Source organism: Vibrio sp. RC2502 (assembly GCF_054850435.1).
This window is the reverse complement of record NZ_CM141453.1, coordinates 1,168,380-1,194,457: the sequence shown is the minus strand read 5'-3', so window position 1 is coordinate 1,194,457 and position 26,078 is coordinate 1,168,380. Positions and strand designations below refer to the sequence as shown.

General features: G+C 47.5%; 24 protein-coding genes. 8 read left to right on the top strand and 16 right to left on the bottom strand.

Features of this window, described 5'->3' with window-relative positions; all coding sequences use genetic code 11:
- Window positions 1-11 precede the first annotated feature (11 nt).
- Window positions 12-986: a DUF1852 domain-containing protein gene (locus ACYJZR_RS05595; RefSeq protein WP_005457949.1), complete on the bottom strand. Its 975-nt coding sequence runs from the start codon at window positions 984-986 to the stop codon at window positions 12-14.
- 329 nt (window positions 987-1,315) lie between these two features.
- Window positions 1,316-2,230, bottom strand: coding sequence for a GlxA family transcriptional regulator (locus ACYJZR_RS05590; RefSeq protein ID WP_031429815.1), 915 nt, complete (start codon window positions 2,228-2,230; stop codon window positions 1,316-1,318).
- A gap of 110 nt (window positions 2,231-2,340) precedes the next feature.
- Between ACYJZR_RS05590 and ACYJZR_RS05585 the strand changes: the two genes are divergently transcribed.
- The gene (locus ACYJZR_RS05585; protein ID WP_031429814.1) at window positions 2,341-2,865 is read left to right on the top strand and encodes a cysteine hydrolase family protein; all 525 of its coding nucleotides are present in this window, start codon (window positions 2,341-2,343) and stop codon (window positions 2,863-2,865) included.
- A 120-nt stretch (window positions 2,866-2,985) separates the two neighbouring features.
- On the opposite strand, the gene ACYJZR_RS05580 is transcribed toward ACYJZR_RS05585, so the two are convergent.
- The 9 genes from ACYJZR_RS05580 to ACYJZR_RS05540 all read right to left on the bottom strand — a co-directional run bounded on the left by ACYJZR_RS05580 (window position 2,986) and on the right by ACYJZR_RS05540 (window position 11,272).
- Window positions 2,986-3,705: an ABC transporter ATP-binding protein gene (locus ACYJZR_RS05580; protein WP_031429811.1), complete on the bottom strand. Its 720-nt coding sequence runs from the start codon at window positions 3,703-3,705 to the stop codon at window positions 2,986-2,988.
- Between the two features lie 22 nt (window positions 3,706-3,727).
- A complete protein-coding gene (locus ACYJZR_RS05575) occupies window positions 3,728-5,011 on the bottom strand; it encodes an ABC transporter permease (RefSeq protein WP_025534763.1) in 1,284 nt (427 codons plus the stop codon).
- A 2-nt stretch (window positions 5,012-5,013) separates the two neighbouring features.
- Window positions 5,014-6,228 carry an ABC transporter permease gene (locus ACYJZR_RS05570; protein WP_461715845.1) on the bottom strand — a complete coding sequence of 405 codons (1,215 nt, stop codon included), beginning with the start codon at window positions 6,226-6,228 and terminating at the stop codon, window positions 5,014-5,016.
- Window positions 6,225-7,496: a TolC family protein gene (locus tag ACYJZR_RS05565; RefSeq protein WP_140338598.1), complete on the bottom strand. Its 1,272-nt coding sequence runs from the start codon at window positions 7,494-7,496 to the stop codon at window positions 6,225-6,227. The genes ACYJZR_RS05570 and ACYJZR_RS05565 overlap by 4 nt, the downstream gene beginning before the upstream one ends.
- Complete coding sequence (locus ACYJZR_RS05560; protein ID WP_406965912.1) at window positions 7,489-8,622, bottom strand: efflux RND transporter periplasmic adaptor subunit; 1,134 nt, start codon at window positions 8,620-8,622, stop codon at window positions 7,489-7,491. The genes ACYJZR_RS05565 and ACYJZR_RS05560 overlap by 8 nt, the downstream gene beginning before the upstream one ends.
- A gap of 227 nt (window positions 8,623-8,849) precedes the next feature.
- On the bottom strand, window positions 8,850-9,410 hold the full coding sequence (locus tag ACYJZR_RS05555; protein ID WP_140098179.1) for a GNAT family N-acetyltransferase: 561 nt from the start codon (window positions 9,408-9,410) through the stop codon (window positions 8,850-8,852).
- A 3-nt stretch (window positions 9,411-9,413) separates the two neighbouring features.
- Window positions 9,414-9,839, bottom strand: a complete 426-nt coding sequence (locus ACYJZR_RS05550; RefSeq protein ID WP_406965915.1) for a GNAT family N-acetyltransferase — start codon at window positions 9,837-9,839, stop codon at window positions 9,414-9,416.
- 19 nt (window positions 9,840-9,858) lie between these two features.
- On the bottom strand, window positions 9,859-10,614 hold the full coding sequence (locus ACYJZR_RS05545) for a class I SAM-dependent methyltransferase (RefSeq protein WP_017448386.1): 756 nt from the start codon (window positions 10,612-10,614) through the stop codon (window positions 9,859-9,861).
- A 25-nt stretch (window positions 10,615-10,639) separates the two neighbouring features.
- Window positions 10,640-11,272 (bottom strand): class I SAM-dependent DNA methyltransferase, encoded by a 633-nt coding sequence (locus ACYJZR_RS05540; protein ID WP_406965919.1) that lies wholly within the window; start codon window positions 11,270-11,272, stop codon window positions 10,640-10,642.
- Between the two features lie 392 nt (window positions 11,273-11,664).
- On the opposite strand from ACYJZR_RS05540, the gene ACYJZR_RS05535 reads away from it, so the two are divergent.
- A complete protein-coding gene (locus ACYJZR_RS05535; protein WP_015297004.1) occupies window positions 11,665-12,198 on the top strand; it encodes a hypothetical protein in 534 nt (177 codons plus the stop codon).
- A 49-nt stretch (window positions 12,199-12,247) separates the two neighbouring features.
- Here the strand turns inward: ACYJZR_RS05535 and ACYJZR_RS05530 are convergent, their stop codons facing one another.
- The 3 genes from ACYJZR_RS05530 to ACYJZR_RS05520 all read right to left on the bottom strand — a co-directional run bounded on the left by ACYJZR_RS05530 (window position 12,248) and on the right by ACYJZR_RS05520 (window position 15,331).
- Window positions 12,248-12,763 carry a protein disulfide oxidoreductase gene (locus tag ACYJZR_RS05530; protein WP_005486384.1) on the bottom strand — a complete coding sequence of 172 codons (516 nt, stop codon included), beginning with the start codon at window positions 12,761-12,763 and terminating at the stop codon, window positions 12,248-12,250.
- On the bottom strand, window positions 12,760-14,871 hold the full coding sequence (locus ACYJZR_RS05525) for a protein-disulfide reductase DsbD family protein (RefSeq protein WP_406965922.1): 2,112 nt from the start codon (window positions 14,869-14,871) through the stop codon (window positions 12,760-12,762). Before ACYJZR_RS05525 ends, ACYJZR_RS05530 begins: the two co-directional genes overlap by 4 nt.
- Before the next feature lie 61 nt (window positions 14,872-14,932).
- Entirely contained in the window at window positions 14,933-15,331 is a 399-nt protein-coding gene (locus ACYJZR_RS05520) for a hypothetical protein (RefSeq protein WP_005494637.1), read from the bottom strand.
- A gap of 140 nt (window positions 15,332-15,471) precedes the next feature.
- Between ACYJZR_RS05520 and ACYJZR_RS05515 the strand changes: the two genes are divergently transcribed.
- On the top strand, window positions 15,472-16,368 hold the full coding sequence (locus ACYJZR_RS05515) for a LysR family transcriptional regulator (protein WP_406965924.1): 897 nt from the start codon (window positions 15,472-15,474) through the stop codon (window positions 16,366-16,368).
- 19 nt (window positions 16,369-16,387) lie between these two features.
- Here the strand turns inward: ACYJZR_RS05515 and ACYJZR_RS05510 are convergent, their stop codons facing one another.
- Both ACYJZR_RS05510 and ACYJZR_RS05505 read right to left on the bottom strand, forming a co-directional pair.
- The gene (locus ACYJZR_RS05510; protein WP_005457930.1) at window positions 16,388-16,999 is read right to left on the bottom strand and encodes a response regulator transcription factor; all 612 of its coding nucleotides are present in this window, start codon (window positions 16,997-16,999) and stop codon (window positions 16,388-16,390) included.
- 20 nt (window positions 17,000-17,019) lie between these two features.
- Window positions 17,020-18,855: a sensor histidine kinase gene (locus tag ACYJZR_RS05505; RefSeq protein WP_406965927.1), complete on the bottom strand. Its 1,836-nt coding sequence runs from the start codon at window positions 18,853-18,855 to the stop codon at window positions 17,020-17,022.
- Between the two features lie 178 nt (window positions 18,856-19,033).
- Here ACYJZR_RS05505 and dsrO point away from each other — a divergent pair, with 178 nt between their 5' ends.
- The 5 genes from dsrO to ACYJZR_RS05480 all read left to right on the top strand — a co-directional run bounded on the left by dsrO (window position 19,034) and on the right by ACYJZR_RS05480 (window position 25,874).
- Window positions 19,034-19,801, top strand: a complete 768-nt coding sequence (gene dsrO / locus ACYJZR_RS05500; RefSeq protein WP_129147420.1) for a sulfate reduction electron transfer complex DsrMKJOP subunit DsrO — start codon at window positions 19,034-19,036, stop codon at window positions 19,799-19,801.
- Window positions 19,798-20,928, top strand: a complete 1,131-nt coding sequence (gene nrfD / locus ACYJZR_RS05495; RefSeq protein WP_193247718.1) for an NrfD/PsrC family molybdoenzyme membrane anchor subunit — start codon at window positions 19,798-19,800, stop codon at window positions 20,926-20,928. The genes dsrO and nrfD overlap by 4 nt, the downstream gene beginning before the upstream one ends.
- Window positions 20,929-20,944: 16 nt before the next feature.
- Entirely contained in the window at window positions 20,945-24,037 is a 3,093-nt protein-coding gene (locus ACYJZR_RS05490) for a tetrathionate reductase subunit A (RefSeq protein ID WP_406965930.1), read from the top strand.
- 212 nt (window positions 24,038-24,249) lie between these two features.
- Window positions 24,250-24,813: a c-type cytochrome gene (locus tag ACYJZR_RS05485; RefSeq protein WP_406966088.1), complete on the top strand. Its 564-nt coding sequence runs from the start codon at window positions 24,250-24,252 to the stop codon at window positions 24,811-24,813.
- A gap of 8 nt (window positions 24,814-24,821) precedes the next feature.
- Complete coding sequence (locus ACYJZR_RS05480) at window positions 24,822-25,874, top strand: c-type cytochrome (RefSeq protein ID WP_406965932.1); 1,053 nt, start codon at window positions 24,822-24,824, stop codon at window positions 25,872-25,874.
- Window positions 25,875-26,078: the final 204 nt, after the last annotated feature.

The window sequence follows — 26,078 nt, the reverse complement described above, 5'->3', positions numbered from 1 at the left end:
CTCGTTGTCGATTACGCGTAGTTTGCAGACCATTGTTCAAGCACAGATTGATAAGGTTTGATGAAATGCTCCTCGGCAAATTTCCCTTGTTCAATCGCCAGTTGGCTGCGCTCTTCTCGGTCGTAAACGATTTGAGTTAGCGAGTGGTCTAGGTTTTTTAGGTTTGGCTGGTAGCAATTACCGGCAACCGCGTTGGCATTGTAAATCTCAGGTCGGTAAATCTTCTGGAATGTCTCCATCGTGCTTATCGTGCTGATAAGCTCTAGGTTTGAATAATCGTTCAGCAAGTCACCGAAGAAGTAGAATGCCAATGGTGCGACACTGTTTGGTGGCATAAAGTAGCGCACCTGTAAGCCCATCTTTTTGAAGTACTGCTCCGTCAACGAAGATTCGTTCGGCTGATATTCAAAGCCCAAAACAGGATGTTGGTTTTCGGTGCGTCGGTATACCTTGTTGTCCGATACGCTCAGACAAATCACCGGCAGCTTTTTGAAATGCTGTTTGTAAGACTCAGAATTAACGAAAGCTTTGAACAGTTTGCCATGCAAATCACCGAAGTTAGCTGGGATGCTGAAACGGGGCTGGTTTTTGTTGTGGTCCAACAGCAAAACGCTAAAGTCGTAATCACGAACGTATGAAGAGAAGTTGTTGCCCACAATGCCTTCGATGCGCTCGTTAGTGTTGTGGTCAACAATGTTGGTTTTGAGCACTTCAATTGATGGGAAGGCTTCGCCACTGCCTTGGATATCCATATCAACAGAGATGATTTCAAGCTCTACTGAGTAGCGGTCACCTTGCGCATTATCCCAATGTGCCAACGCATTAAAACGATTGTCGATCATTCGGAGTGCATTGCGCAGATTCTCTCGGCGGTAGTTTCCACGAGCCAGATTAGCAAAGTTGGTAGTGATTCGCGTGTTGTCTGATGGTTGGTAATTCTCATCAAAACGAATGCTTTTGATAGCAAATGTGAAATCGTTATTCATCGTGAGTTGGTATCCTATTTCCTTAGATAAAGCAGACTTTTCCTAACTCTGTGCATGGGGATATTTTTGTTTTTTGGTTTTCCCAATCGTTAGGTTGCGCAGCGTTCACGACGAACAGTTCGTACTAAAAACGGTGGTCGCAGTGCCTAAAACCAGAGCAGTCCGTTTTTTTATACTTGCTTCACGAGTTGAATAATATTGGTATTGTTTCACATTGAACATGAAAGAAATTCATGACTGGAGAAATGGACCTACGCAGACTTCCATTCTTTGTGGTTTCACTTGAAACTCGCGGCTTCACCGAGTTGCTCTAAATATGCAAACAAAACTCAAGCAAATCGTTTTCTAAACTCTCGCGGAGTTAAACCAATGACGTTTATGAAAACCTTCCTACAGGCGCTCGTATCCTCGTAACCGACTTGATGGCTTATAGAATCAAATGAATGTTGTGTGCTTTCTAACAAATCACATGCGCTCTGAATTCTAAGACGCTGCAAGTATTGATTAGGGTTGTATCCTGTCGCTTTCAAAAATCGTCGTTGCATCGTGCGTTCGGTAAGGTTGGCTTGCTTTGCTAACTGCTTTATGGACAAAGGCTCTGCATAGCGCTGATGCATGATTTGTTGAATGGAAACAATCGCATAATCACCGTGAGAAAACGATGGATGAAACTGTTGGTAGTAGCTCTGCGCTCGCTGAGCGGTATCAATAACCAGCGTTTTTCCAAGCTGACGAACAACACTTGGCGAAGCGTATTTCGCGATCAGCTCAAAGCCAAGATCTAACCATGACATCATCCCACCCGCCGTTACTATGTCACCGTGATTGATCAATATCTTATTGCTATCTAGCGCAATGCTAGGAAAGGCTTGGGAGAATGTTTCCGCCAATGCCCAATGGGTCGTGACCTCTCTCGAATCGATCAAGTTGGTTGCGGCAAGAATGAATACTCCGGCACATGCAGAAGATAACACCGCCCCTTGTGAGTAGTGCGCTTTAAGCCATCGAATCAACACATCATCAGGAGCTAAGTAGTAATTATCAAGTGACGCAGGTGGCAACAAAACAACCGTTAGTCTTTCTGTGGTTAGGTCTGTATGTGGAATTAAAATCGGCTCAAACACAACCTCAATGTTCTGCTCCTTACATATTCTGTTGGCCAGCAAAAACATCTCTTCAAAGCCATAAACTGCCGACTTCAATACTGAGGGATACTCGCAGATTCCAATCGTTATTTTGATCATCTTTAATTTGTCGTTTTTGACTTCTTTTATGTCATTTTAGACTCTAAAAATAATGCAGCAAGTTACTCATAATTTGACAAGACGAGAACCCAAATCAGCAGGAATTGAACATGAGCAACAGCGCATTACTTGTAATCGATATACAAAACGACTATTTCCCGAATGGCCGATTTCCTTTGTGGAATACCGATACCACTTTGGACAACATTAAGCAGTTGATGGCGAAAGCCAAAGCACAAGATATCCCGATATTCCTTGTTCAACATGTATCTTCGGCCCCTAAAGGGGAAGCCCCTTTCTTTGAGGAAGGCAGTGTTGGTGTGGAGATTCATCCCGACGTCATCTCAATATGTCCTGACGCCGAGATCATTCAGAAACAGCACGCTGACAGTTTTTATCAAACGGACCTCGAACAAGCGCTAGAAAGGAACGGCGTAGATGAATTGTTGATCTGTGGAATGATGACGCAAAATTGCGTGACACATACGGCAATTTCAAAAGCAGCGGAAAAATACAACGTTTCCATCATTGAAGATTGTTGTACGACTACCGATCAAATGATTCATAACATTGCTTTAAGTGCGGTATCTATTCGAGTGCCTCTATTGGCTTCTTCCGACGTGCTTTCAAAATAAACGCCCAACAAAAAATTAACCGGTATCATTCGCCCGTTAGCTCTCATACCAATCGAACTTGGGCAGTTATGGCATCAGCATCCATAGCTGCCCAAATTCAAATCATCGATCTTATTTAGCTTAGCAGTGAGAAATTGCGTTCTCCTTCCCTATCGGCGCTCTATCCGAAATCACCTTACCATCTTTGATCGTGATGATGCGTTTAGTGCGCTCTGCCAGAGCGTTATCGTGAGTCACGATGATCAATGTTCTGCCTTCGGCGTGGAGTTGGTTGAACAGAGCTTCGATCTCAGCACCAGATTTTGAATCGAGCGCGCCGGTTGGCTCGTCAGCTAGGATGATTTGCGGATCGTTGACCAAGGCTCTTGCAATCGCAACTCTCTGCTTTTGACCACCAGAAAGCTGGTTTGGTTTATGGTCTAAACGATCCCCTAGCCCGACTTGCTCTAGCAATTTAGCTGCGCGCTGGCGACGTTCTTTGGCTTTGATACCAGAGTAAACCAACGGCAGTGCCACGTTATCAAGCGCCGTCGCGTATTCCAATAAGTTAAAGCTTTGGAAGACAAATCCGATCTTTTGGTTACGAATGCCAGCCAGCTCATTCGCACTTAAACTTGCGACGCTTTGGCCGCCAAGTTGGTACTCGCCATCGGTGGGCTTATCTAAACAGCCGAGCATGTTCATCAACGTTGATTTGCCTGAACCGGACGGGCCAAGAATCGAAAGAAACTCGCCTTGATTAATGGTTAAGTCAACGCCGTCTAGCGCGCGAACTTCCGCCTCCCCGCTTGAGTAGTATTTGCAGATGTTGGTCAGCTCAACAAGCGGCTTGTTCGACATGTTCTCTCCAGAGTTATTGTTGTTATTCACTTTGTAGCGCCTCCAACGGGCTGACTTTTGCGGCTCGGTTTGCAGGTAACCATGCAGATGCCACACCAATGATCACTAAGGTGAGGATGACAATCGCGACAACGACCCACGACAACTCAGGGACAGGTTTACCCAGTTGTTCATAAAAAGCATTGCCCTCTAAAGGAATGGAACTGATGGCAGACACCAGCGCGTACGTCACGCCTAAGCCAAGCGCGCCCCCCATCATCATTGTCAATAAAGACTGCACTAAATAGTGCATGCGAATAGCCGTTGGGGTTGCACCGACTGCCATGCGCACACCGATATCACGCGTAGATCGCTTTACGGTGGCATACATCACATTGGCAATGCCGACGCCAGCAACAGCTAACGTCACGAAGCCGATAATGCCAAGAAAACTCTGCAAACCTATCAGAAACTGCTGCATACTCTTTTGCTTAAGGAACATATCATCGACTTGGACGACCTGTTCATCACTGACACTTGCCCCGTGCTTACGGGCAATCACTTGCCTGATCGTCTTTGCTAAGGCTTCTCGGTCTACATCGGCTTGTGGTTGCACATTGATGCCACCAATTTCACCGTTGACATGAAATCGCTTCCACGTTGCTAACGGCACAAAGCTGGAATAGTTGATAAGATCTCCCTGTTCTATTTGAGCGCTGTTTTTCTCCAATACGCCCACAACGGTGAACTCCTCATTGCCGATTTTTACCTTTTGTCCCACAGGGTTGACTTGCAATGTGACTGTCGCAAACCAACTAAAGTCCTCATTCGGGTTGAATAAGTCGGCTGCCAGTTCATAACCCAGTACAACGACTTTGCGCGTCTCTTTTTGATCGAGTGGATTTAACCATCGCCCCCCCGCCATCGGCACCAAATTGGTCATGGATTGAAACTCGCTCGTGACCGCTAACGGCTCTTGCCACGAGCTTCTGTCACCAACGGTGATGCGCTCTTTCCACTTCGCAGTTGGCGCAACACTTTTTACATCGGGTAACGCTCGAACGACCTCTGAATCGTCCATTTTTAATGTCAGAAACTTGCCTTGGTGAAAAGCACCGTGGTCGACGGTGGCCATCCCTCCGGTCAAATAGATCAAGTTGCCGTTACCATTTTGTGCGGTTTTCAATACGCCCTGACGAATGCCCTCACCTACCGCCAACATAGCAGCGATACAGAGGGTCGCCCACGCTACAGCCAGAATGGTCAAACCCAATCTCAACTTTTCTGCGGCCATTTCTTGGAAAATTTGTCTCATCGGTAACAACATGACTAAGCCCTCGCACTCAAAGCAATGACTGGCGTGAGACGCGATGCTCGCCTTGCTGGGAAATACGATGCCATCAATGCCAAGATAAGCGTCACAAGTAAAGACCAAGCAATGGAATCTGGCGTGATCACAGGTAAACCAATCCATTCCGGTAATGCCATGCTGCTTAGGACAGACACCACTGCATACGAAAACATCAGACCTAATGCCGTGCCCACAGCTACCAAAATAAGCCCTTCAAGAATAAACTGACTGAGTATGGATTTTTGAGTCGCCCCGATCGCCAAACGCACACCGATTTCACGCGTGCGCTCCGTGACAGATAAAAACATGATGTTGGCAACGCCAAGCGCACCGACCGCCATGGTCATCGCACCGCTCGCTCCGAGAAAAATCTGAATGCCACGCAAAATTCCACTGATGACCGCCGCACCTTCACTAAAATCGGGTAATTCGACCGCATCTTTATCACTTGGGTCAAAATGAAGCTGCTTGGCGAAAAAGTTCACGATATTTTGTCGAAACGACGGTGCATCCATCCCATCTCTTGGCTTCATCAATACCATCCAAGGTTTCGCATCCCACAAATCGCGGTACGTTGTTTGAGGAATGAAAACCGTGCGGCTATCGCCGAATGAAATGCCAGTGTCCTCACCGACGGTTATCCCAATAACCAAAAACGGAATGCCGTTGACTTTGAGCCTATCCCCGATTTGGATTCCGCCCATTTGCGCAATTTGATCGCCTAACACTGCCACGCGAGTGTGGTTGTTCATATCACTTGGTGACAGGTTTCTCGAACCGGATTGCAGCTTGCGTTGCATTAAAGGAAAGTAAGACGTATCAATACCGCTGACCGTACTCGATAAGTTCTGTCCTTTGAGATTGGTGATATTCGCATCCCATTTAGCGTAAACGCTCGACGCCTGTGGCACGAAGCCCGACTGTTTGATCATGTCGACTTTTTCTTGTGGAATATCAATTTGTCGTCTTGAAGGTAACCCTTGCCACGGTTTACTGGTACTCGACGGAAACACCACTTGCACATTGTTGATCATAAATGAAAACGACTGGGTCTGATGGCGATAAAAGCCTTCGCCAAGTGCGATTAACACCACCACAGAGATCACGCCCCAAGCAATCGCGATAATGGCCAGCACGCTCTTCATGCGGTGCGCCATCAACGTTTGCCAAGTTTGTTGCAATAGACTGCTCATGAATGAAAAGCTCGAGAGATCAACGCCATGGTATCGTCATCGAGTTTCCCTGCGGTTTGCAGTAAGCCGATTCTCTTACGCCAGTAGCTGTACAAGTTGGTTTGCAGACTGTTTTTCGCCTCAAACAAGCTGTTGTGTGCGCTGATAACTTCCGACACTTCAAGCAGGCCAGCGTCGTAAAGTTTCTCTTTGCTTTGCAACACTCTGGCGCGCGACTCAACCAGCTCGTTCGCTATCAAAACTTGATTCCAGTTGATATCGACCTGCGTAAACTGCTGAATAACTCGTTTCTGAATATCAATTTCCACTCTACGCATATCTTGCTTGGCGCTTAAAATGTTCAACGATGCTTCGTCCACTTTCGCTCGCACTGCACCATTGAGATCAATCGGCAAACTCAAACTAATCCCAGCGTTAAACTCGCCGTTTGAACGATTGTCACCATCGCTGTAGCCCACACTGCCTTTGACGGTTGGGTAGTATCCACCTTTAGCTGAATCTTTCGCGAACTCGCTCGCTTTCACCATCTGCGCCGCTACCAACAGCTCTGGACTACTGTCTTTCGCCAGCTTTAGCCATTGCTCCTGAGAGTCCACAAGCATCGGCGGCTGAATCAAAGAATCCGTTCGTATTTGGTCGACACTCTCCGGCATTTGATTGATTAACGCCGCAAGCTCTGCTTTTTTCACTTCGAGATCGGCTTTTGCATTGAGGATACTTGCTTGCTCAGAGACTTGATTCGCTCGCATCTCTTCAACATCAACCGACTTCACTTTGCCTGCTCGATAGCGTTTCTCGATGATGTTGAGAAGTTCTTTCCCCTCCTCCAGCTTGGACTGCGCCAATTTGAGGTCGCCCTGTGCGCTTGCCACATCTAGGTAAGCGGTGAGCAACTTCTGCGCAAGCTCGTTATGCGATTGAGATAGCTCTAACTGTGCTTTGAGATAATTGGCATTCGCTTGATCCAGTTCCGACCACAAACTGCTATCCCAAATAGTTTGAGTTAAGGTAGCGCCGTAACTGTTGGAATGGCTTGAGGACTCATTCCAATCCGCTGACGCACTGGCACTTAAGCCCGGCAATAACGCACTGCGGTTACTCTGTACGCCAACCTCGCCAAGCTGGACGCCGATTTTCGCTTTTTCGTAATTTGGATCGTTCTGCTTTGCTTGTTGCCAAGCTTGTTCAATAGAAATTGCGTAGGTCGGCAAACTGAGCGTTGCAGCCAACAATGCAAAGGCGATTGTTGATCGTTGCAGCTTAACCATGCGCCGCTCCCATCATGCTGTTGTCGATAACCTCTTCATCAAGCTCCACGCCGTCAAGCACTTCGACATTGATGCCATCTGACAGACCGAGTTTCACAGGTTGTTTATGAAACCCTTGTTCTGAGCTGTCGGGGATCAGAACATTCGGTGCGTCACCATCAAATTGCAGTGCGCGCTCCGGTAGAGTGAGCACGTTTTCAGACTTCTTCAGAATGATTTGAGCCGTCGATGAAAAACCAGAACGAAGCAACACATCTTGTGGGATCTTGAGTTCTCCCACTTCAACCTCAAAACCGTTATCAAAACTTTTTGCCGAAGCGTTGCCTTCTGGTGAGTTAAGGTTCTCAGATTGAATCGCCACTTTGGTTAGCACACCAGAAATCGCCATATCAGGATAAGGCGCAACCGTCAACATAACGGGCATTCCCGGAGACAACTGCGCAGCATCATACTCACTGACGCTACCTTTAAAAATCAGACTGTTCATGTCGGCCAATGACATCATTTCAGTCGCGGCTTGGCTTGATTGAGTCGAGATGATCGGCTCTCCGACCTCTACTTTCTGGTTGAGTACTGTGCCATCAATTGGCGCGTAGATCGTCGACGTTAAACGCGCATCGCCGATAGACGCCTCACCACTGCGGATGAGTTCGAGATTCTGGCGCTTTTGCAATACGTCCGCTTGCGCAGATTTGACTGCCGAGCGCGCACTTACGTACTCGTCGTAGTTACTTGGAATAATGTCCTGCTTGACCAAGCTTTCTAAGTTGGACAGTTTTTGTTTGGCGGATTCCAGATCGGCTTCGCTACGCATGAGTTCTGCCGATGCATCCGTTAATGCTTGGGGAGTTGGGTTTGGACGCACTTTGATCAGTGGCTGGCCTTGCTTCACCTTTTCACCAACTTTCGCGTACACTTCACCGACGATACCGTCGATTTGTGACTTGATAGACACAGAGTGTGCAGGGACAATTTTACCAACAGCCACCGCTTGTTTTTCAATCGTGCCTTTTTCCACAATCAATGTAGGCAGCAATTCTGGTTGAGCAGCAGATTGGAGATAGAAATACGTACCACCGCCGAGCAGCGCGATGCTCACAGCGGAGACGAGCCAACGTTTCGTCATTATTTATTCCAACAATTATTGGGTAGTCTAATGACTACTCCTAAAACACAAAGTTGAAGGAATAATATCCTGCTTTAATAGCGGTTTGGTTGTCACAGTTGGTAAGGCTTTGTCAGTCGCCTCTGACAATCAAAGACTAAAAAATCTCGACGAATCATTCAGCAAAGACGCTGTCTACGATGGCGACTAACAAGCTCTGTAACCGCTCGTTTCAACCGCCCCCCTTTTCATTCTGAACAACGTGCAAAATGGCGCAGTTCTGTATCCTCCAATCGCATATCCATACAGTCTTGCACCTCACGTCCTAAAGCAGGAAAAACCGCATGCGCTTTTAAAATGTCTCGGCTGATAAAGCCACATTTCTCCAACACACGAATACTTGCGTGGTTGCCAATATGCGGGGCAGTGCGAATGCGCGTTATACCTAAGCTTTGCAAGTAAACAACGCCAAGTTTGCAGGCTTGGGTTGCATAGCCTTTTCCCTGATAGCGAGCAGAAATACCAAAATGGATTTCACTGCTGTCTTGCTCAGGTATCAGCACCAGACAGCCTATAGGAGTTTGAGAAGTAAGTTCTTCAATGGTGAAGACTAATAGATTGGGAGACTTTTGATCATATTGAGCACGCCATCTTTCGATAGCTTCAAGGGTTTGATTAACATTTTGGTGGGCTTGGCGATTGAGGAAGCGGCATGCTTGCTCATCGCCTAAATAGTTTTCAAACAGAGGAGCAGCGTCTGTTGTTTTGAGGTGTCTGATTGCCACTTGTTGAGATTCAACTCTCATCATGATTTAGCTCTGATAAACATTCGGTTTCCAGATTTGCATGAAGTTTTCTACTGGAGCAATAGGAGTGAACCCAAACTGTTCGTACAACCCATGAGCATCACGAGTTGCAAGCATCATACGGCGTAAGCCTTGTAGTTCTGGATGAGCAACAATTTCTGAGATCAACCACTTACTGATGCCTTTACCACGGTGTACCTCCGCAACAAACACATCGGCAAGGTACGCAAACGTGGTGCGATCGGTAATTAACCGAGCAAAAGCAACGAGTTGATTTTCGTCATCCAAAACCGCGAAACAGAACGAATGGCGCAAAGACTTCTCAAGGCGTTCTCTTGGAATGCCCTTTCCCCAATAACTGTTTGAAATGAACTCGTAGATAACGCCTAAATCCATGTCATCTAACAATGTAGTAATTCGAAACCCTTGCATTGTATCCCTCAACATTGGTTTATATTTTCTCAGCCACACAGACAAGCGAGTTGGCATTCGCCTCAAATACTTGCGCTGACCAAGATTGGTACTTCTCTATAATTCTGAATCCCGCTTGTTCAAGGAAAACCTCTATGTCTTCCAGCGGGCGATATTTTAAATCAATGCTGGAATGCTCAATCGTTCCACTTTCAAAATGGCGCTCTTTGTTCAAATACATGATGGACGTTTGCAAGTCATACTCGGCCTTCATACCGAAATAATTCACTTCACCATAGGTTGGAGAAACATAGGTTTGCCACAGCGCCATCTCATGATCCAATTCTAGATTCTCTGGCGTTGGTAACCGCGTATCGAAGACAAATCGCCCACCTTTTTCTAGGTGCTTTGATATTGAGCTCAGTGCGCCTGCCAGCATGTCGTCACTTAAAAAGGCTTGGAATGCATTCCCTGTCATTATGGCTAGGTCAAACTTCTTACCTAACGAAAACTGGGTTGCGTCGAGATGAAGAAAACGTAAGTTACTCCTACTCTTGGCTTTGTCCTTTGCGTGTTTGAGCATCCCTTCAGAAATATCAATGCCAATGGCTTCGTTGAGTTGCTCAGAGACTGGAATCGTGACAATGCCGGAACCACAACAGACATCCAGTACACTTCGAGCATTGGTTTCTTCGATTAACCTTGTGATGAAAGCAATGTCGTAATGGTAATGCTGCTCGTATTGGGCATCGTATTCAATGCCCGACCCGAACTCGGTTAAATCTTGTGTTTTCAAAAACAGTCCTTGTTTGTTACTTATTTCAGCGGTGTGACTTTTTCAGCTCTAGCATCAAGTATCGACACACATAACCAACACCAGATACGTAACCAATCACATTTTCTAGGGAAACCACTTCCAACCCCGCCTGCTGACAGAGTTGTTCAACTTCACTTTCGGTATATGCCGTATGCACGACCAATCCACTATAAGTATTTCGAGGCAAATCTTGTCCATCCGGATCGTGGTATTGAAAGCTGATAAAACATCGTCCATTCGCAGTTAGCTTACGCGAAATGCACTCCAGCAGTTGTTGAGGCTCTGCTAGAAACTCAGTAAAACCAAGTGCGGTGATAAGGTCGAAGGTTTGCTCAAACAAAGGGGAAAATGGCTCATCAAGGTTATGAACCGAGACGCTTTGATAGAGGTTAGTTTGGCGCGCTTTATCAACCATTTTGGACGAGATGTCTAAGCCATGGATGGTGAGATCTGGATAGTGATTTTTTACGACATGACCGATACTGCCTGTCGCACAGGCTAGGTCGAGAGCCGAGCCTTGCTCGATAGGAAGGGTTTTTAACTTCCCAGAAATCCAACGTGGGCCGACGTAATGGCTGTCATCCACCAACTTTTGATAGCGCTCCGACACATCATCATACATTTTTGCTACGTTCATCGTTTCCTCCTTGATAACCAGAACGATGCTCGAATGTAACACGCAATACGCACCTAAGCACTTATTAAATGGCTAATTTTTTATGAAACGTAACCGGCTGGTTATTCAGCGCTAACCAGTAGAAGTAGATGAAATTTTGAAAAGTATTAGCCCGTGATTCCGATGGGATTTTTAAGTGCATAAAGAGAAAATATGTCCTGATAATCTGTCTTAGATTATTCAGCTAATCTTATTTCCATCATTCTATTCGCTGTATATAAAAACAATATTTAAATTAACATAACAAACCTATTGCTTATTATTTTTCATTTAAATAATGATTCTTATTTTTAATATCACTCTATAATTAAAGTGCTCAAATTCTCATGTTGTATTAACTTGAGGTTTAATTTATGAAACTAACTCCTTATTTAACTGCTGTTGTTTCGGTCAGCTGCGCTTTTGGCGCATTCGCAGCCGATGATTCAAAAGCACTTTTAGAAGATGCACTGAGTGCAGCGCCACCGACTATTCGCGATAAAGTAACGGTGATGGACTGGAACAATAACGTTCTTCAAGAAGGTTCTAGCCAATACACTTGCTTCCCAACGCCACCTCAATTGGAAGGCATTGCTCCAATGTGTATGGATGGTCCTTGGATGGAATGGGCAGACGCTTGGATGAACAAAAAACCTTTCCAAGCCAAAGCATTAGGCATTTCTTACATGTTAGCGGGTGATGGCGGTGCCAGTAACACTGACCCATTTGCAGAAGGGATGACGGACGATAATCAATGGATTGTGGAAGGACCACACTTGATGATTATTACCCCAGACCAAGCGTTGCTGGACTCTCTACCAACCGACCCAAGTTATGGTGGCCCATACGTGATGTGGAAAGGCACGCCATACGCACACATTATGATTCCCGTTGGAGCGAGAAAATAAAAAGAAAAAATCCGATATTCAGTATTTTGAATATCGGATTTTTATTTCGTTATCGAGCCAACCAAATTCTCGCCAATATTCCTATCGGCGTTGTGATGCCTGTCGTAATAGAGGTCACTTCACCATTTCTTAAAATATAAATGGTTGGAGTCACGCTAATTTTCCATTCACGCATAATATCGCTTGAAGGATCGTTTATGTTTTCAAAACGATATTCTTTTGCCTGCATAAACTGCGCCACGCGCTCATTCGGTCCCGATGAGCCAGAAACGCCAACTACGGCATAGTCATCACTCAGCCAGCTCACGCTTGGGCTTACAAATTTACAAGCGGGACACCAAGTCGCCCAAAAGTAAACAACGACAGGTTGTTCATGACTTTGCGCGATTGCATCGAAGTATTCACCATCGCTCAATACGGAGCTCAATGGTGGAGCCTCCTGTTTAGGAATATCTTTGGTGCGATACCAATCCATCGCGATAGAAATAGCGGTGACAATGAGCACCATCTGTACGATTTGAATGAGCCAATATCGGAATGTTCTACGCTGCTTTGTCGAACTCATTGAATGGCTCCCCCACTCGCTTGTTTCACCGCGCTTAAAACAACATCATCAGTCAGAATCACAGGTAACGGGATACCTTGTGGCGCCGCCGGGCCATAGACAATGTTAAACGGCACACCGTAACGCCCATGAGCTCGTAAAAAGTCCGTTACCGAGCCGTCCGGATGTGTCCAATCCCCTTTTAACGTCGCCACATTAGGGCTTTGCAGCAATGAGTAGACAGGATCTTGCCAGATCACGCCGATCTTGTTCGCTTTACACGTGACACACCAATCCGCAGTCACATCCACAAACACCACTCGCCCATTATTGACGTGCTGTTCGATCGCCGAGTTAGAAAGCTTCTGCCATGATAAGTCCTCAGGAAGCGGTGTCGCCCATTGATTTGCGGTGACACTGCCAAGTAACAGCCCGCCAGCGATTAAGATAAGCGATGCAGAGCCGGATACCACGAGTGCTTTATCGCCATGAATGCGTTTAACGCGAATCATCAGAACAATAAACGCGACTAAACCGGCGAGAATGACCCAAAACACTGGTAGGTGATTGGCCATCAAAGACAGTAGCCAAACGCTGGTGGCCAACATCATCACACCAAATACGTTTTTGACCACGTTCATCCACTGACCCGGCTTCGGCAATTTAAGCGCAATGCTTGGGAAAATTGCCACCATAATCCAAGGCAACGCCATCCCCAACGCTAAGGCGGTGAAAATTGCAAACAGCGTAACTACATCGGCACCCAAAGCAAACGCCACGGCCGTTCCTAGGAAAGGCGCAGAACACGGCGTAGCAAGCAAGGTTGCAAACATCCCTTGCACATAGTGTCCAGCTAACGAGTTGTCGCCTTTCGACGCGAGCCATGTACTGGAGCCAGACGAAAGACGGATTTGAAACAGTCCTAGCATGTTGGCGCCAAACAAACCTGTGACCAGAACCATCAATCCTAAAAACCAAGGACTTTGGAACTGAACGCCCCAACCAATGGCATTACCTGTTAGCTTGAGCACCAAAATAAAACCAGCGAGAATCCAAAACGACGTTAAGATGCCAAGTGAGGAAGCAACAAACTGAGCGCGGATTTGACGACGCTCGATACCTTGAGCGGCAACAATACTACTGAGCTTCATCCCCAAAACCGGAAGAACGCAAGGCATGATGTTGAGAATCAAACCACCGAGCAAAGCGAACAGAAAAATACTCACTACAGACGTGCTCGGCAGTGGGTCTACTATCGCCTCAGCTATTGCTTGAGTGGTTTCTTCTGCCAACAAGTTGGCGTCTTTGATGGTCACAAACAGCGACTGATCACTTAACTCCACATCGCCTAACCAAGTATCCACCAAATAGCTCGCGGTAACGGTATTTCCCTCTTGATGTATACCTTCAAGCTTGAAGCTATAGTCTCGCGTTGCCTCATCGACACCGTCCACCAACACTTGTGGTTGGTTCCAACCTTGAGTGTTCGTGAGCTTGATTTGCAACTTCGATTGGTTTGCATCCCAACTTGCTTGAGTGACATCAATAAACGGCGATGGCTGGGGCACATTGCTCACCGCTTGGGCGTAACTGAACATCACCTGCTCGTCGATTTGCAGCTCAGAAGGCAGGAAGGTCAGTTGAATTTGATAGTCCGTCAACACACAGATGGTGGTGCAGGAAGAGAGCGTGAGTACTGCATCAATCGTGACGGGTTTCGACATATCGTCGATATGCAGCGTCATTGGGAACAAAGTGTCGCCTTTGTAACCGAGAGTCTCAATGCCCAATAACTCGAACTTTTGCGGATATGGCCATTGCCAATCAACCTTGCTTAGGTTTTGCGAGTTTTGCCAATCTATCGATGGCGCGACACCACCCTCGCCCGGCGATCGCCAATAAGTTTTCCAGTCTCCGCTCAGCTTAACATCCAAATAACCAGTGAGCGTTTTTGCTTGCGGATCTTGCTGACCAGTCAAAACAAAACGCGTTTGCACAGGCGGATGCTGTGGATTGGTCACCCATCCCGTGTCAGTAGTTTGCGCCGAGAGATTAAGAGAGAACAAACCCAACACCAACGCCATAAAGAATATGGACGCGAGTTGAGTCGCTTTAGTAATGTGATTCATAGTGATTCCTAATTAATAACAAGTGTAGAAAATGGCTGGCGTTTTCGGCCAGAATCACTTGTCATTCTCGGAACACACAAAAGGTAAGATGAATTCGATGCTTGTCGTAGATGGGCTCAGTCCATTGCCTCGCGTTAACAAAGGCACTGCATCGCCAAACTGCGGCTAAAACAATGCCAATGAACAAAACGACAATGAAGGCTTCGAGCTGATGCTGGGTAAACTGAATCAACTTTTCAGACAGTTCACACTTACTCGGCTCTTTGACTTTATCAGCTTTCACAACATGAGCATCATCGCTAGATAAAGCAGAAACCAAGGTTTGGTCATCACTCATCGAGCATGCTGAAACCAAACCAGAATTTTGCATCAGACACACGACGATGACCCAGCCAATCATTGCTAGCAGCCATTTCGCGCGCTTTTGAGGCGTGCCTTGTCGTGATATCAATAAGCTCATAAAAAGTCAGATAAAGATGGAAACGCAGAAAATAATACGCAAGTTGTCGTAAAGCTCAAGTCGTTCGACCTTGCTTGCCGATATGATTGGTAAATAATTGTGATAACCTTAAACCCATCGCTTATTGCAACACGCTCATTATGCTCAATAAAGTTAATCTCGCCGACATTCGCTCGTTTGTTTTGATCGCCCAACTTGGCAACTTCACCAAAGCGGCGGAAGCTCTGTCCGTTTCTCGATCTCACGTTTCTCGCCAGATCAGCGGACTTGAAGCGCAAATGGGCGTAACACTACTCAACCGAACCACACGCACGCTGCGTTTGACTCATGCCGGCGAGCGCTTTTATCACGACTGTGAAAAAGCTTTGCGAGACATCGACCAAGCGTTAATTGCCGCCGTCGATGATACTCAAGAGATTCGCGGCGTGATTCGAGTGAACTGTGTAGGTGGCTACATCGGCGAAGACATCATCGCCAAATACGTGTGTGAGTTTATGCAACAGTACCCGAACGTCAGCATTGACTTGGACTTTTCTTCGCCTCGTATTGATTTGATTGAAGATCAGTTTGATGTCGCATTTCGTATGGGGGAATTGGATGATGCAGGGTTTGTAGCGCGCAAGCTGATGACCGTTGACATGGTCACCCTCGCAAGCCCTAGCTATGTGCAGCAATATGGCATGCCAATACACCCAAAAGAGCTGGCCGAACATCGAACTCTGACTGGTTCAGTTACGCGTTGGAGCTATCGTAAAGCAGAGAACCCAAATGACCACACCGATGTGGTCGTAAAAGGCAACTTGCGCTGTAAAAATGGACGAGCGTTAGTAATGGGCGCGCTGCACGGCAACGGCATTATTCGTGTTCCACTGAGTTACTGTGCAGAAGAAGTGGAGCTAGGCCAACTGATAAAAGTGATGCCAAATTGGGAAATTCCGTCGGTGCCCTTTTCCGCCATATTCCATCGAGATCGCTATCAACCGAAACGACTGCGAACTTTTATCGATTTCATCAAACAGAAGTTTGAAGATTCCTAATCTTACAGCTCAGCTCTCGCTAGATGGGATTCTCCAACTTGCCATAAATGTAGGCCAATTCTGCGACGGTTTTGGCTGAGAACTTTTTCAGTAAGCTGGCTCGATGAACTTCCACCGTTCTCATTGCAATGCACAGCTCATCCGCAATTCGAATATTGCGCTTACCAGCAATGATCAAACGTAAGATATCTTTTTCGCGCGGCGTTAGTGATTCATACGCCGCTCTTGCCGCCACCATATCGAGGCTCGCCGCGGACTGCATCTGACCATGTAATATTGCTTGAGCCAGTTCATCGCCTTTGACTGGTTTTTGGAAAAAGTTGACCGCCCCAGCTTGCAACGCATCGACCGCCATCGGTACATCACCATGACCGGTCAGATAAATCACCGCTAATGGGCTGTGCGCCTCATTCAAAAATTGATGAACTTGCTGACCACGAAGGTTAGGCATTCGGCTATCAAGGATCACGCATCCGGCCTGATGAATGTTAACTTCGTCGAGAAAAGATTGCCCATCAGCAAAAGTCGTCACGTTAAAGTCATGCTCCTCCAGCATAAAAGCCAGCGAATCACGTACCGATTCGTCATCGTCAACCACATAAACAGGCAGCTGCTTTTCACTGCTGATCATTAACTGCTCCTAAATACCGATTAGTTTTGATAAGGAAACACAAGCTCAACCAAACAGCCGTGCGGCGTGGTCGAAGCAATGAGAAACTCGCCGCCGTGCATTTCCATTACGTCGCGACAAATCGCAAGCCCCAGCCCAAGCCCTTCTGCTTTAGAGCTCACAAAAGCTTGGGTCGGATTATCTTGCTGTAACCCAGTGCCGTTATCCAATATGCGAATAGAAAGCTGGTTAGCTTGGTAGTCACAATGCAGGGCAATTTTACCTTGGTAGCCCGACGAGTGGTATTTCTCCTGAAACAAAGAACACGCATCAATGGCGTTGTTGATCACATTAACCAAAACCTGCTGAACGCCCACGGAGTCTGCCAACAGTGGACGCATATCTCCTTCAACGCTGGTCACAATGGCGACGTTCTGCTTTTGCATTCGAAAATGAAGCAGCTCAATGGTGTCTGTAATCAAGGCTTGAACATCGCATGGTGTCTTATCAACACTGCGTTTGCGTATCAACGTTCTTAAACGCTGAATGATGGCATCGGCTCGTTCCACTTGCCCTTGTATTTTCTCTAGCACAGGCACAATATCTTCATGCGGACGCTTCTTCGCAAGACGCAGTAACCCACCTTCACTGTAATTACGAATGGCTGCCAGCGGTTGATTTAATTCATGAGCCAGACTGCTGCCAATTTCCCCGACAATCGCCACTCTTTGTGAATGTTCTAACTGCTCGCTTTTCTCTTTCAGCCTTAGCGATGTCAGCTCTAATGCTTGTTTGCTTTTGCTAAAACGATACTCAAGCCAAAAGTGGTACGCGTTCAATACAATCACAAACATGAACAGTGCCCATGCCCATTCTTGATGACTGCGCAACCAGCGCAGCGCCTCACTCCACCAAGGTTGCTGCAATGGATGTAAATCCAACGCCTGATAGAGTTTATCGATGCTCAACAAGCTAACGGGCGATGTCCAGCCTGACGCGCCAGCGGCAATAATGGCGGGGTGCTCTGGCGGCATAGCAAGCAAGACTTGCGCGATTTTTTTCGCCAGAAGAGACGAGCCGCGTTCTGTTTTGGCAAACGACCAGTTTGGATATAACGGCGTAGAAACAGCGCACGAAGAATGTTCATTTGGCTGTTGGTTTAAGACTCGAAAATCACCGTGCTGTAACAGACCTTCATTTTGCATCTGTTCCAGTAGACAAGCAGGCACGACAGCGGCTTCAACATTGCCGTCACGTAATTGGTAGAGATTGGCATCAATTGGGAAACCGAGATAGCGAACATCCGCAAAAAAGTCATTCGGATCGAGTCCCATTTCCACGATTTGATAACGCAGGGTCAGATAACCACCAAACGCTTTTTCGGACACTGCCGCGACAGGAAATCCAGAAACATCTTTTAATGTTTGGTATGGCGAATTTGCCCGAACCACCAGCGCAGAACCAATGCTATAGTTCGAGTTTTGCGGTGCGCGCCCCGTCAATGTTGCCATCCATGACAACGCATATTGTCTGCCCAAGCGCACAGCCTGACCTGGGTTGGTTAAGATGAAGTCCATGGTCTGAAACTTCACCGCCTCCCCCATTTCGTCCAAATTGAGCGGGTGCAGTTCAAAGTGCACATCCGAGATTTGCTGGTTGAGCCAATCGATGGTCGGTTGCCATCTTTGCTCGGCATAAAGGTGACCACGTATCGCTAACACGCCCACTTCGACTTTCTGCTTGGCCTCTGGCTGCACTGCCTTTTGCTGCTGCATTCCTTGCAGATATTCTTGTTCAGAAACAGCGCCCTGAGCTAAAGATGCAAAGACAACCAAGCACAGAATCCAAAACTGAAGCAACCGTGGCGTTTTGTTCATGATGAGTCGAATCGTTCCTTCGAAAATAATGAAGCAAGAATAACAGCTACCTTCCGTAAACCACATTTGTTTTAGATCAACTTTGATCTGGGTATGTGGAAATCCACTATATCGACGTCGCAGCGCATTTCTCACAATGGAATCAGTCAGTTCAAATTCAACTAACAGCAGGTGAGTTATGGATTCCACCAAACGTCGCTTTCTTAGCGCCATTACAGCTGGTGCCGCGTTGATCCCCATTGCAGGGATTGGCACCGCAACCGCGGGCAATGTTATTCGCAACAACCAATCCGCCGACCGAAAAGGACAAGTCGGAAAACGTTACGCCATGGTGATCGATTTACGTAAATGCGTCGGCTGCCAAGCGTGCACCGTAGGTTGCAGCATTGAAAACCAAGCGCCAATCGGTCAGTTTCGAACCACAGTGAAACAATACGAAGTCACGCTCGATGACGGTTCCACAACCACACAAGAAGCGAAGGCTTTTATGCTGCCTCGACTTTGTAATCATTGCGATAACCCGCCGTGCGTAGCCGTTTGTCCCGTTCAAGCAACCTTTCAGCGAGAAGATGGCATCGTCATGGTGGATAACAGTCGCTGCGTAGCGTGTGCGTATTGTGTACAAGCCTGCCCTTACGATGCGCGTTTTATCAATGAAGGCACGCTCACCGCAGACAAATGTACCTTCTGTGCACACCGCTTAGAACAAGGTTTGTTACCCGCTTGTGTGGAAACCTGCGTGGGCGGCGCTCGCGTGATTGGTGATTTGAATGATCCATCAAGTGAAGTCCGTCGCTTAATGACGAAGCACCAAGACGACATCAAAGTGCTAAAGCCCAATGAAGAGACCAAGCCGCATGTGTTTTACATCGGCATGGATGAACGCTTTACCAGCCACATCGACGGGCAGCCAGCTATTTACGACCCACAAGGAGAGCGAGCATGAACATCACCGAAGTGTTAGTCCAACCTCAAGCGATGGCTTGGCTCCCGTGGGCGGTGCAGTACTTCTTTTACATCGGTTCTGCTTACGCTGCCGCTATTTTGTTCCTAATCGCACTGTTATTTGAGCAACACACCAGTCATCGGTTACGCGCCGCGCTGGTGCTAACGATGGCTATCGGCGCTATCGTCGGCCCGTTGGCGTTAACTGGCGACCTTCACCAGCCGGGGCGAGCTTGGCATTTTTACGCGCACATCACGCCGTGGTCATGGATGTCTTTAGGCTCGCTGTTCCTGCCTGTTTTTTCTGCGCTGGCGGTTGCGACAGCATGGCTGTATCTGCATCAGGATCTTATCGCACTGCGAAATCAACCGGGAAAAGTACTACCTCTGTTATCTAAGTTGTCGCTTGGTGAGTGGGCTATTTCTCGCAAAGTGATGCTCACAATATCTGCAATCACCGTGTTATCAGGCTTAACCATCGCCCTTTATACTGGAGCTGAAATTGCAGTCGTTAAATCGCGCTCTTTATGGCACCAACCCGCGTCACCAATTCTTTGGTTTGTCACTGCATTTATGGGCGCTGTCGGATTTTCTCTGCTGATTTGGTTACTGCTGCCTAGCCAATCGAAAGCTCTCACTTCTGGTGATAACAATTTACTCAAAAAGTCACTGGTAACGAGCGGCGTTCTGACGCTGATTCTCCTACCCATTTGGGCATCCAACAATTCCGCATTTTCGCTCTATTCTAGCGAACAATGGATGCACAACATTGCCTTGCTCACTTTTGTCGTTTTAGGTTGTGTTTTGCTCGCCTTCATCTTCTTGCGCGATACCCAAAAGTCCACATCAGCCAGATTTCGTCACGTCATAGGGCTCGGCTTTGTGTCTGCTGCCGCATTGGCAAGCGCGTGGCTGATTCGCTGGTTCACCATCATGGAAGTACAAACCATCGCCAAGTTCGATGCAGGGCTGTATCCATACCAACTCACTATGGATGGAAATGGCTGGATAGGCATTATCGGCATGCTCGGATTATGGCTTGCTCTGGCACTGCTCGGCTCAGAGCTGGTTCAGCCAAAACAAGATATCGAAGCAAACGCATCATCACTCACCTTAACTGAACGCTAATCAAGAGGATTTCATTATGGATAACAAACGCCGTCAGTTTTTGAAATCAGGCCTTGCAGTCGGTGGGCTTGGTGCATTTGCTGCAGGCTACGCCACCACAACCAAACACATGGTAGAAGGTGCGCTGGAAGGCACTGCTGGGCAAAAGACCCGCGATATTCACCACGGCAATTCCCTCGAACCAGAATACGCCGTCAATGACCAAGGTAATCTGATCCCAAATCCAAACCAGCGTGTTGCACCATCGATGTGTTTTGGTTGTTGGTCACTGTGCGGATTGCGTGTACGCATTGATAACCGCAACGACGAGATCTTGCGCATCACTGGCAACCCATATCACCCACTCTCTCATCAACAACATATTCCTTTCGAAACGCCAGTCAAAGATGCTTATTTAAGTTTGACAGGAGAAGCGGGCCTTTATGGCCGTTCGACCGCCTGTGCGAGAGGAAACGGGATGCTAGAAATTCGCAACAGCCCGTACCGCATTACTCAGCCGCTAAAACGAGTTGGCAAACGCGGCGAAGGAAAATGGGTTCCAATCAGCTACGAGCAATTGATAGAAGAAGTCGTTGAAGGTGGTGATTTATTTGGTGAAGGCCATGTTGATGGCTTACGCGATATTCGCGATTTAACAACGCCCGTTGATCCTGAAAACCCAGAATATGGACCGAAAGCCAACCAATTGTTAATGACCAACGCTGGTAACGAAGGCCGAGACGACATATTCAAACGCTTCGCGTTCAACAGCTATGGTACGCGTAACTTTGGGCATCATGGCTCTTACTGCGGCTATGCATTTCGTGCTGGCAGCGGCGCATTTATGAACGATTTAGATAAGAACGCACACTTAAAGCCAGACTTTGATAATGCGGAATACATCATCTTCATCGGTATGTCGCCAGCTCAAGCGGGTAACCCTTTTAAGCGTCAGGCGCGCCAACTCGCCAATGCGCGAACAGAAGGCAGCTTGGAATACACCATCATCACACCAAGTTTGCCGGCGGGTTCATCGAGCTTGGCGGCAGGTGACAATAACCGCTGGATACCAATCAAACCGGGCACCGACTCTGCCCTCGTGCTTGGCATGATCCAATGGATCATCGAAAAACAACGCTACAACAAAACCTTCTTGGCGCAGCCGGGGGCAAACGCGATGAAACGAGCAGGCACCGCGCACTGGTGTAATGCTACACATCTCGTGATAAGCGATGAGCAGCACCCGAGAAACGGCACGTTTTTACGCGCATCGGATCTGACTCTGCCATTCGAGGGCGAAGCGTTGTCTGATTCCGACCCGTACGTCATCGTGGATGATCAAAGCGGCGAATTTGGTGTGCATACCCAGACAGAAGAAGCGGCACTGTTTGTCGATAAAACGGTTTCGCTTGCATCAGGCGAAGTACGAGTAAAATCGTCTCTACAAAGGCTCAAAGAAGAGGCGTTCAAATACCGTCTTGAGTTCTACAGCCAACAATGTGAGATCCCTGTTGAGCAAATCGCAGAACTAGCGAAACGCTTCACCAGCTACGGCACAAAAGCGGTGGTCGATACCCACGGTGGCAACATGCACACCAATGGGTTCTATAACTCGTTTACCATCATGATGCTCAATGCGTTGATTGGTAATATCAACATGAAAGGCGGCGCGATGGCCAAAGCGGGTGGCTACCCAACTTCCGCTGCGGGTCCTCGTTACGACTTCACCAAATTTGCTGGCAAAGTCGGCCCGAAAGGCGTCTTTTTATCGCGCAGTAAATTCCCATACCACAAAACCAGCGAATACAAACGTCGCGTTGAGGCAGGAAAATCCCCTTACCCAACTCGCGCACCTTGGTATCCGTTTGCAGCGCCACTGCTGACAGAACACCTATCTGCGGCTATTGATGGTTATCCATATCGCGTTAAAGCGTGGATCAACCACATGGCGAACCCGATGTATGGTGTACCCGGTTTGAAAACACTGCTGGAAGACAAGCTTAAAGATCCAAAACAACTCGGTTTGATTGTGTCTGTTGATGCGTTCATTAACGAAACCACCGCGTTGTCGGATTACATTGTGCCGGACACCGTGACTTACGAAAGCTGGGGCATGGCAACGCCTTGGCACGATGTTCCGGTGAAAACCGTCACCGCTCGTTGGCCGATAGTGGAAGCGCGAACAGAGAAAACCGCCGACGGTCGCTCGATTTGTTTAGAAAACTTCCTGATTGATGTTGCTAAGAAAATGCAGCTGGGCGGTTTTGGTGACAATGCAATTCAAGATGCACAAGGCAACTGGCACGCTCTCCATCGCGCCGAAGATTTCTATTTGCGAGCTGCGGCAAACTTGGCTTATGTGAAAGGCGGCGTGCCTGAAGTTTCGGCAGAAGACATTGCATGGTCAGGCTTAGAGCGTTTAATGCCAGCGATGCAAAGAACGCTAACAGCGGATGAGATGAAACGAGTGGCGTTTATTTTTGCTCGCGGCGGACGCTTTGAAAATGCAACCGAAGCGTATCAAGGTGATCAAATGAAGCACAAATGGACACGACCTGTTGCGATATGGAATGAACGTGTCGGCAGCGCAAGAAACACCATGACGGGAGATTTCTACACGGGTTGCCCAACATGGCATCCACAAAAACTGGCCGACGGCACACCAATGGAAGACCAGTTCCCAAGCTCAGAATGGCCTTTCAGCCTGACTAACTTTAAATCCAACATTCACAGTGCGGTATCCAACCTATCGCCAAGGTTGAACTCGATTAAAGGCGTAAACCCTGTGTACATCCATCCAATCGATGCCGAGCGCTCAGGCATTAAAACGGGTGATGAGTTTGTTATCGAGACACCATCTGCAAGCACCAAAGCACTTGCGATGATAGTCAGCGGGATTCGCCCTGGCACACTAGGATTTGAACATGGGTTTGGTCATACCGAGCTAGGACAACGCTCGCACTGGATCGGCGATAAACAGCAACCTATAAAAACTCGCAGCCAAGATGGTGTCAACATTAACGACATCGGATTAATTGACCCAACCCGAGAAGGGAAAGGCGTGTTGTTGGATTGGGTGGTAGGAGCCGCGGCTCGCCAATCATTACCAGCCAAAATCCGCAAAGCTTAGTAGACAACCAAACCTGAAGAGCTGCCATTTAGCGGCTCTTCACATCCTCTAAATATGTGGAAATCCACAATACCTTTAGTTATTGACAAAGCCGACAATACAGCATCCAAGTCACTATCACAGTAGACACTTGGAGATATTAATAACAATTAAAGTGAGTCAGCATGTCAAAAATACTACCTGTGGTGACGGCCTGTTTGCTGGCAACCACAATGGGCGCAAGCGCCTCGTCTATTCCTGAAAAAGCCAGCGTGTGCAGCGGTTGTCACGGCCAAGATGGCATGGGTCAACCAAACATTGCGCCTATGATTGCTGGTCTGAACGCGAATTATCTCAACACCCAAATAGAACTCTTCCTTAGTGGCGAACGACAAAACGTAGTCATGCAAGGCATGGCGAAAGAGCTTAGCGATCCTGCCGTTCGTAAAGAAGTCATGGATTACTTTGCTAACCTTCCAAGCTACGAGTTCACTAACCCAGAGCAACGCGGCGACCAAGCCGACATTCGTAACTCGTATCGTAAATTGATCTTTCAAGGCGATTGGGATAGAAACATTCCAGCTTGCGCGACTTGTCATGGAGCCAGCGGAATGGGCGTCGACAAATTCCCTCGCCTCGCAAGCCAACATGCTGATTACTTAAATACGCAATTGATGGCATGGAAAAACGGCACTCGCAGTGGTGACCCGCTCAATATGATGGGTACTATCGCGAAAAATCTCACTGACGAAGAGATTGAAAACCTTTCCTACTACTTTGCCTCATTACGTTACTAGGAGCAGACATGAAACGTTTCTATTCTTTGTTCGCATTGCCTCTCATCTCTGCTGCTACTTGGGCCAACGAGCCACTGCCGGATCGTCAAACTGAACTGCCCGCGGTAAAAAAAGAGAATCACGGTGAATATTTGCAGCCTCGCGATCTGAGTAAAATTCCAAACACCGCATTTGGTGAGCAAGTAAAACGTGGTTACTCGCTCTTTGTTAACTCGCAACAGATGCGCGGCAAATACGTTGGCAATGAGCAAAACTGTGTGAACTGCCATATGGAAGCAGGACGAAAAGCCAATGCAGCACCGCTGTGGGCGGCGTACATGGCCTATCCGGCTTATCGCAAGAAAAACGATCGCGTAAACAGCTACGCAGACCGTATTCAAGGTTGCTTCGAATACTCCATGAACGGCAAAGCCCCCGCTTACGACTCACCCGAAATTGTTGCCCTCAGCGCTTACGCTTATTGGTTGGCAATGGGTGGATTACTCGATAGTTATGGTATGAACGATGAAGCGGTGCCAGAGCTAGACATTAAAGCTCTCCAAGTGGGTGGTAAAACGCAAGACTTCCCTTTGCCAGATGCTATCGCTCAAGCATTACCGGTTAAAGAGCGCGGCAACCTCGCAGGACGTGGCTACCCAAAAATCGCCGCACCGAAGCAAGAACCATCACCAGAGCGAGGGGCTTTAGTCTATGAAAAGAACTGCGAGACTTGTCATCGCGCCGACGGCTCGGGTATCAAAGGCACCGACGGCCATTCATACATTCCTCCGCTTTGGGGCGAATTTGCGTATAACTGGGGCGCGGGTATGCACCGCATTAACACTGCGGCCTATTTTATTTATGAGAACATGCCACTTGGAAAAAGTGTGCAGCTGACTGAGCAAGAAGCTTGGGACGTTGCTGCGTACATCAATAGTCACGAACGCCCACAAGATCCTCGATTTAAAGGCAGCGTCACCGCAAATGCTGAAAAATACCACCAGCACCAAGGTTACTACGGCAAAACACTAAACGGTAAGCAAATAGGTGAAAACGCATTTGCAAGCGGAACGGTTGAGTAGCAACGTTAGAGCTTGCCGTATAGCTACATCCTTATGTACATTCCTGCCCTATGCTTGGGCAGGTTCTTTCCCTCCCTCATCCCAAAAATCACCATTTCATTTGCTTCACTCAAACCACTTCTATGCGGTAACGACTTCCCAATTTCAAACCCTAGCAGTAAAATGTTGCATACTTTTCAGCATCGCTTGGCATGTTTTAGCAAC

Coding starts and splice junctions, on each gene's coding strand:
- ACYJZR_RS05550 (WP_406965915.1), bottom strand. CDS start 9,839: ATGCAAGGGTTTCGAATTACTACATTGTTAGATGACATGGATTTAGGC.
- ACYJZR_RS05575 (WP_025534763.1), bottom strand. CDS start 5,011: ATGTTGTTACCGATGAGACAAATTTTCCAAGAAATGGCCGCAGAAAAG.
- ACYJZR_RS05595 (WP_005457949.1), bottom strand. CDS start 986: ATGAATAACGATTTCACATTTGCTATCAAAAGCATTCGTTTTGATGAG.
- ACYJZR_RS05580 (WP_031429811.1), bottom strand. CDS start 3,705: ATGTCGAACAAGCCGCTTGTTGAGCTGACCAACATCTGCAAATACTAC.
- ACYJZR_RS05515 (WP_406965924.1), top strand. CDS start 15,472: ATGCTCAATAAAGTTAATCTCGCCGACATTCGCTCGTTTGTTTTGATC.
- nrfD (WP_193247718.1), top strand. CDS start 19,798: ATGAACATCACCGAAGTGTTAGTCCAACCTCAAGCGATGGCTTGGCTC.
- ACYJZR_RS05565 (WP_140338598.1), bottom strand. CDS start 7,496: ATGGTTAAGCTGCAACGATCAACAATCGCCTTTGCATTGTTGGCTGCA.
- ACYJZR_RS05555 (WP_140098179.1), bottom strand. CDS start 9,410: ATGATGAGAGTTGAATCTCAACAAGTGGCAATCAGACACCTCAAAACA.
- ACYJZR_RS05505 (WP_406965927.1), bottom strand. CDS start 18,855: ATGAACAAAACGCCACGGTTGCTTCAGTTTTGGATTCTGTGCTTGGTT.
- ACYJZR_RS05480 (WP_406965932.1), top strand. CDS start 24,822: ATGAAACGTTTCTATTCTTTGTTCGCATTGCCTCTCATCTCTGCTGCT.
- ACYJZR_RS05520 (WP_005494637.1), bottom strand. CDS start 15,331: ATGAGCTTATTGATATCACGACAAGGCACGCCTCAAAAGCGCGCGAAA.
- ACYJZR_RS05570 (WP_461715845.1), bottom strand. CDS start 6,228: ATGAGCAGTCTATTGCAACAAACTTGGCAAACGTTGATGGCGCACCGC.
- ACYJZR_RS05585 (WP_031429814.1), top strand. CDS start 2,341: ATGAGCAACAGCGCATTACTTGTAATCGATATACAAAACGACTATTTC.
- ACYJZR_RS05525 (WP_406965922.1), bottom strand. CDS start 14,871: ATGAATCACATTACTAAAGCGACTCAACTCGCGTCCATATTCTTTATG.
- ACYJZR_RS05485 (WP_406966088.1), top strand. CDS start 24,250: ATGGGCGCAAGCGCCTCGTCTATTCCTGAAAAAGCCAGCGTGTGCAGC.
- ACYJZR_RS05530 (WP_005486384.1), bottom strand. CDS start 12,763: ATGAGTTCGACAAAGCAGCGTAGAACATTCCGATATTGGCTCATTCAA.
- ACYJZR_RS05560 (WP_406965912.1), bottom strand. CDS start 8,622: ATGACGAAACGTTGGCTCGTCTCCGCTGTGAGCATCGCGCTGCTCGGC.
- dsrO (WP_129147420.1), top strand. CDS start 19,034: ATGGATTCCACCAAACGTCGCTTTCTTAGCGCCATTACAGCTGGTGCC.
- ACYJZR_RS05540 (WP_406965919.1), bottom strand. CDS start 11,272: ATGAACGTAGCAAAAATGTATGATGATGTGTCGGAGCGCTATCAAAAG.
- ACYJZR_RS05510 (WP_005457930.1), bottom strand. CDS start 16,999: ATGATCAGCAGTGAAAAGCAGCTGCCTGTTTATGTGGTTGACGATGAC.
- ACYJZR_RS05490 (WP_406965930.1), top strand. CDS start 20,945: ATGGATAACAAACGCCGTCAGTTTTTGAAATCAGGCCTTGCAGTCGGT.
- ACYJZR_RS05535 (WP_015297004.1), top strand. CDS start 11,665: ATGAAACTAACTCCTTATTTAACTGCTGTTGTTTCGGTCAGCTGCGCT.
- ACYJZR_RS05590 (WP_031429815.1), bottom strand. CDS start 2,230: ATGATCAAAATAACGATTGGAATCTGCGAGTATCCCTCAGTATTGAAG.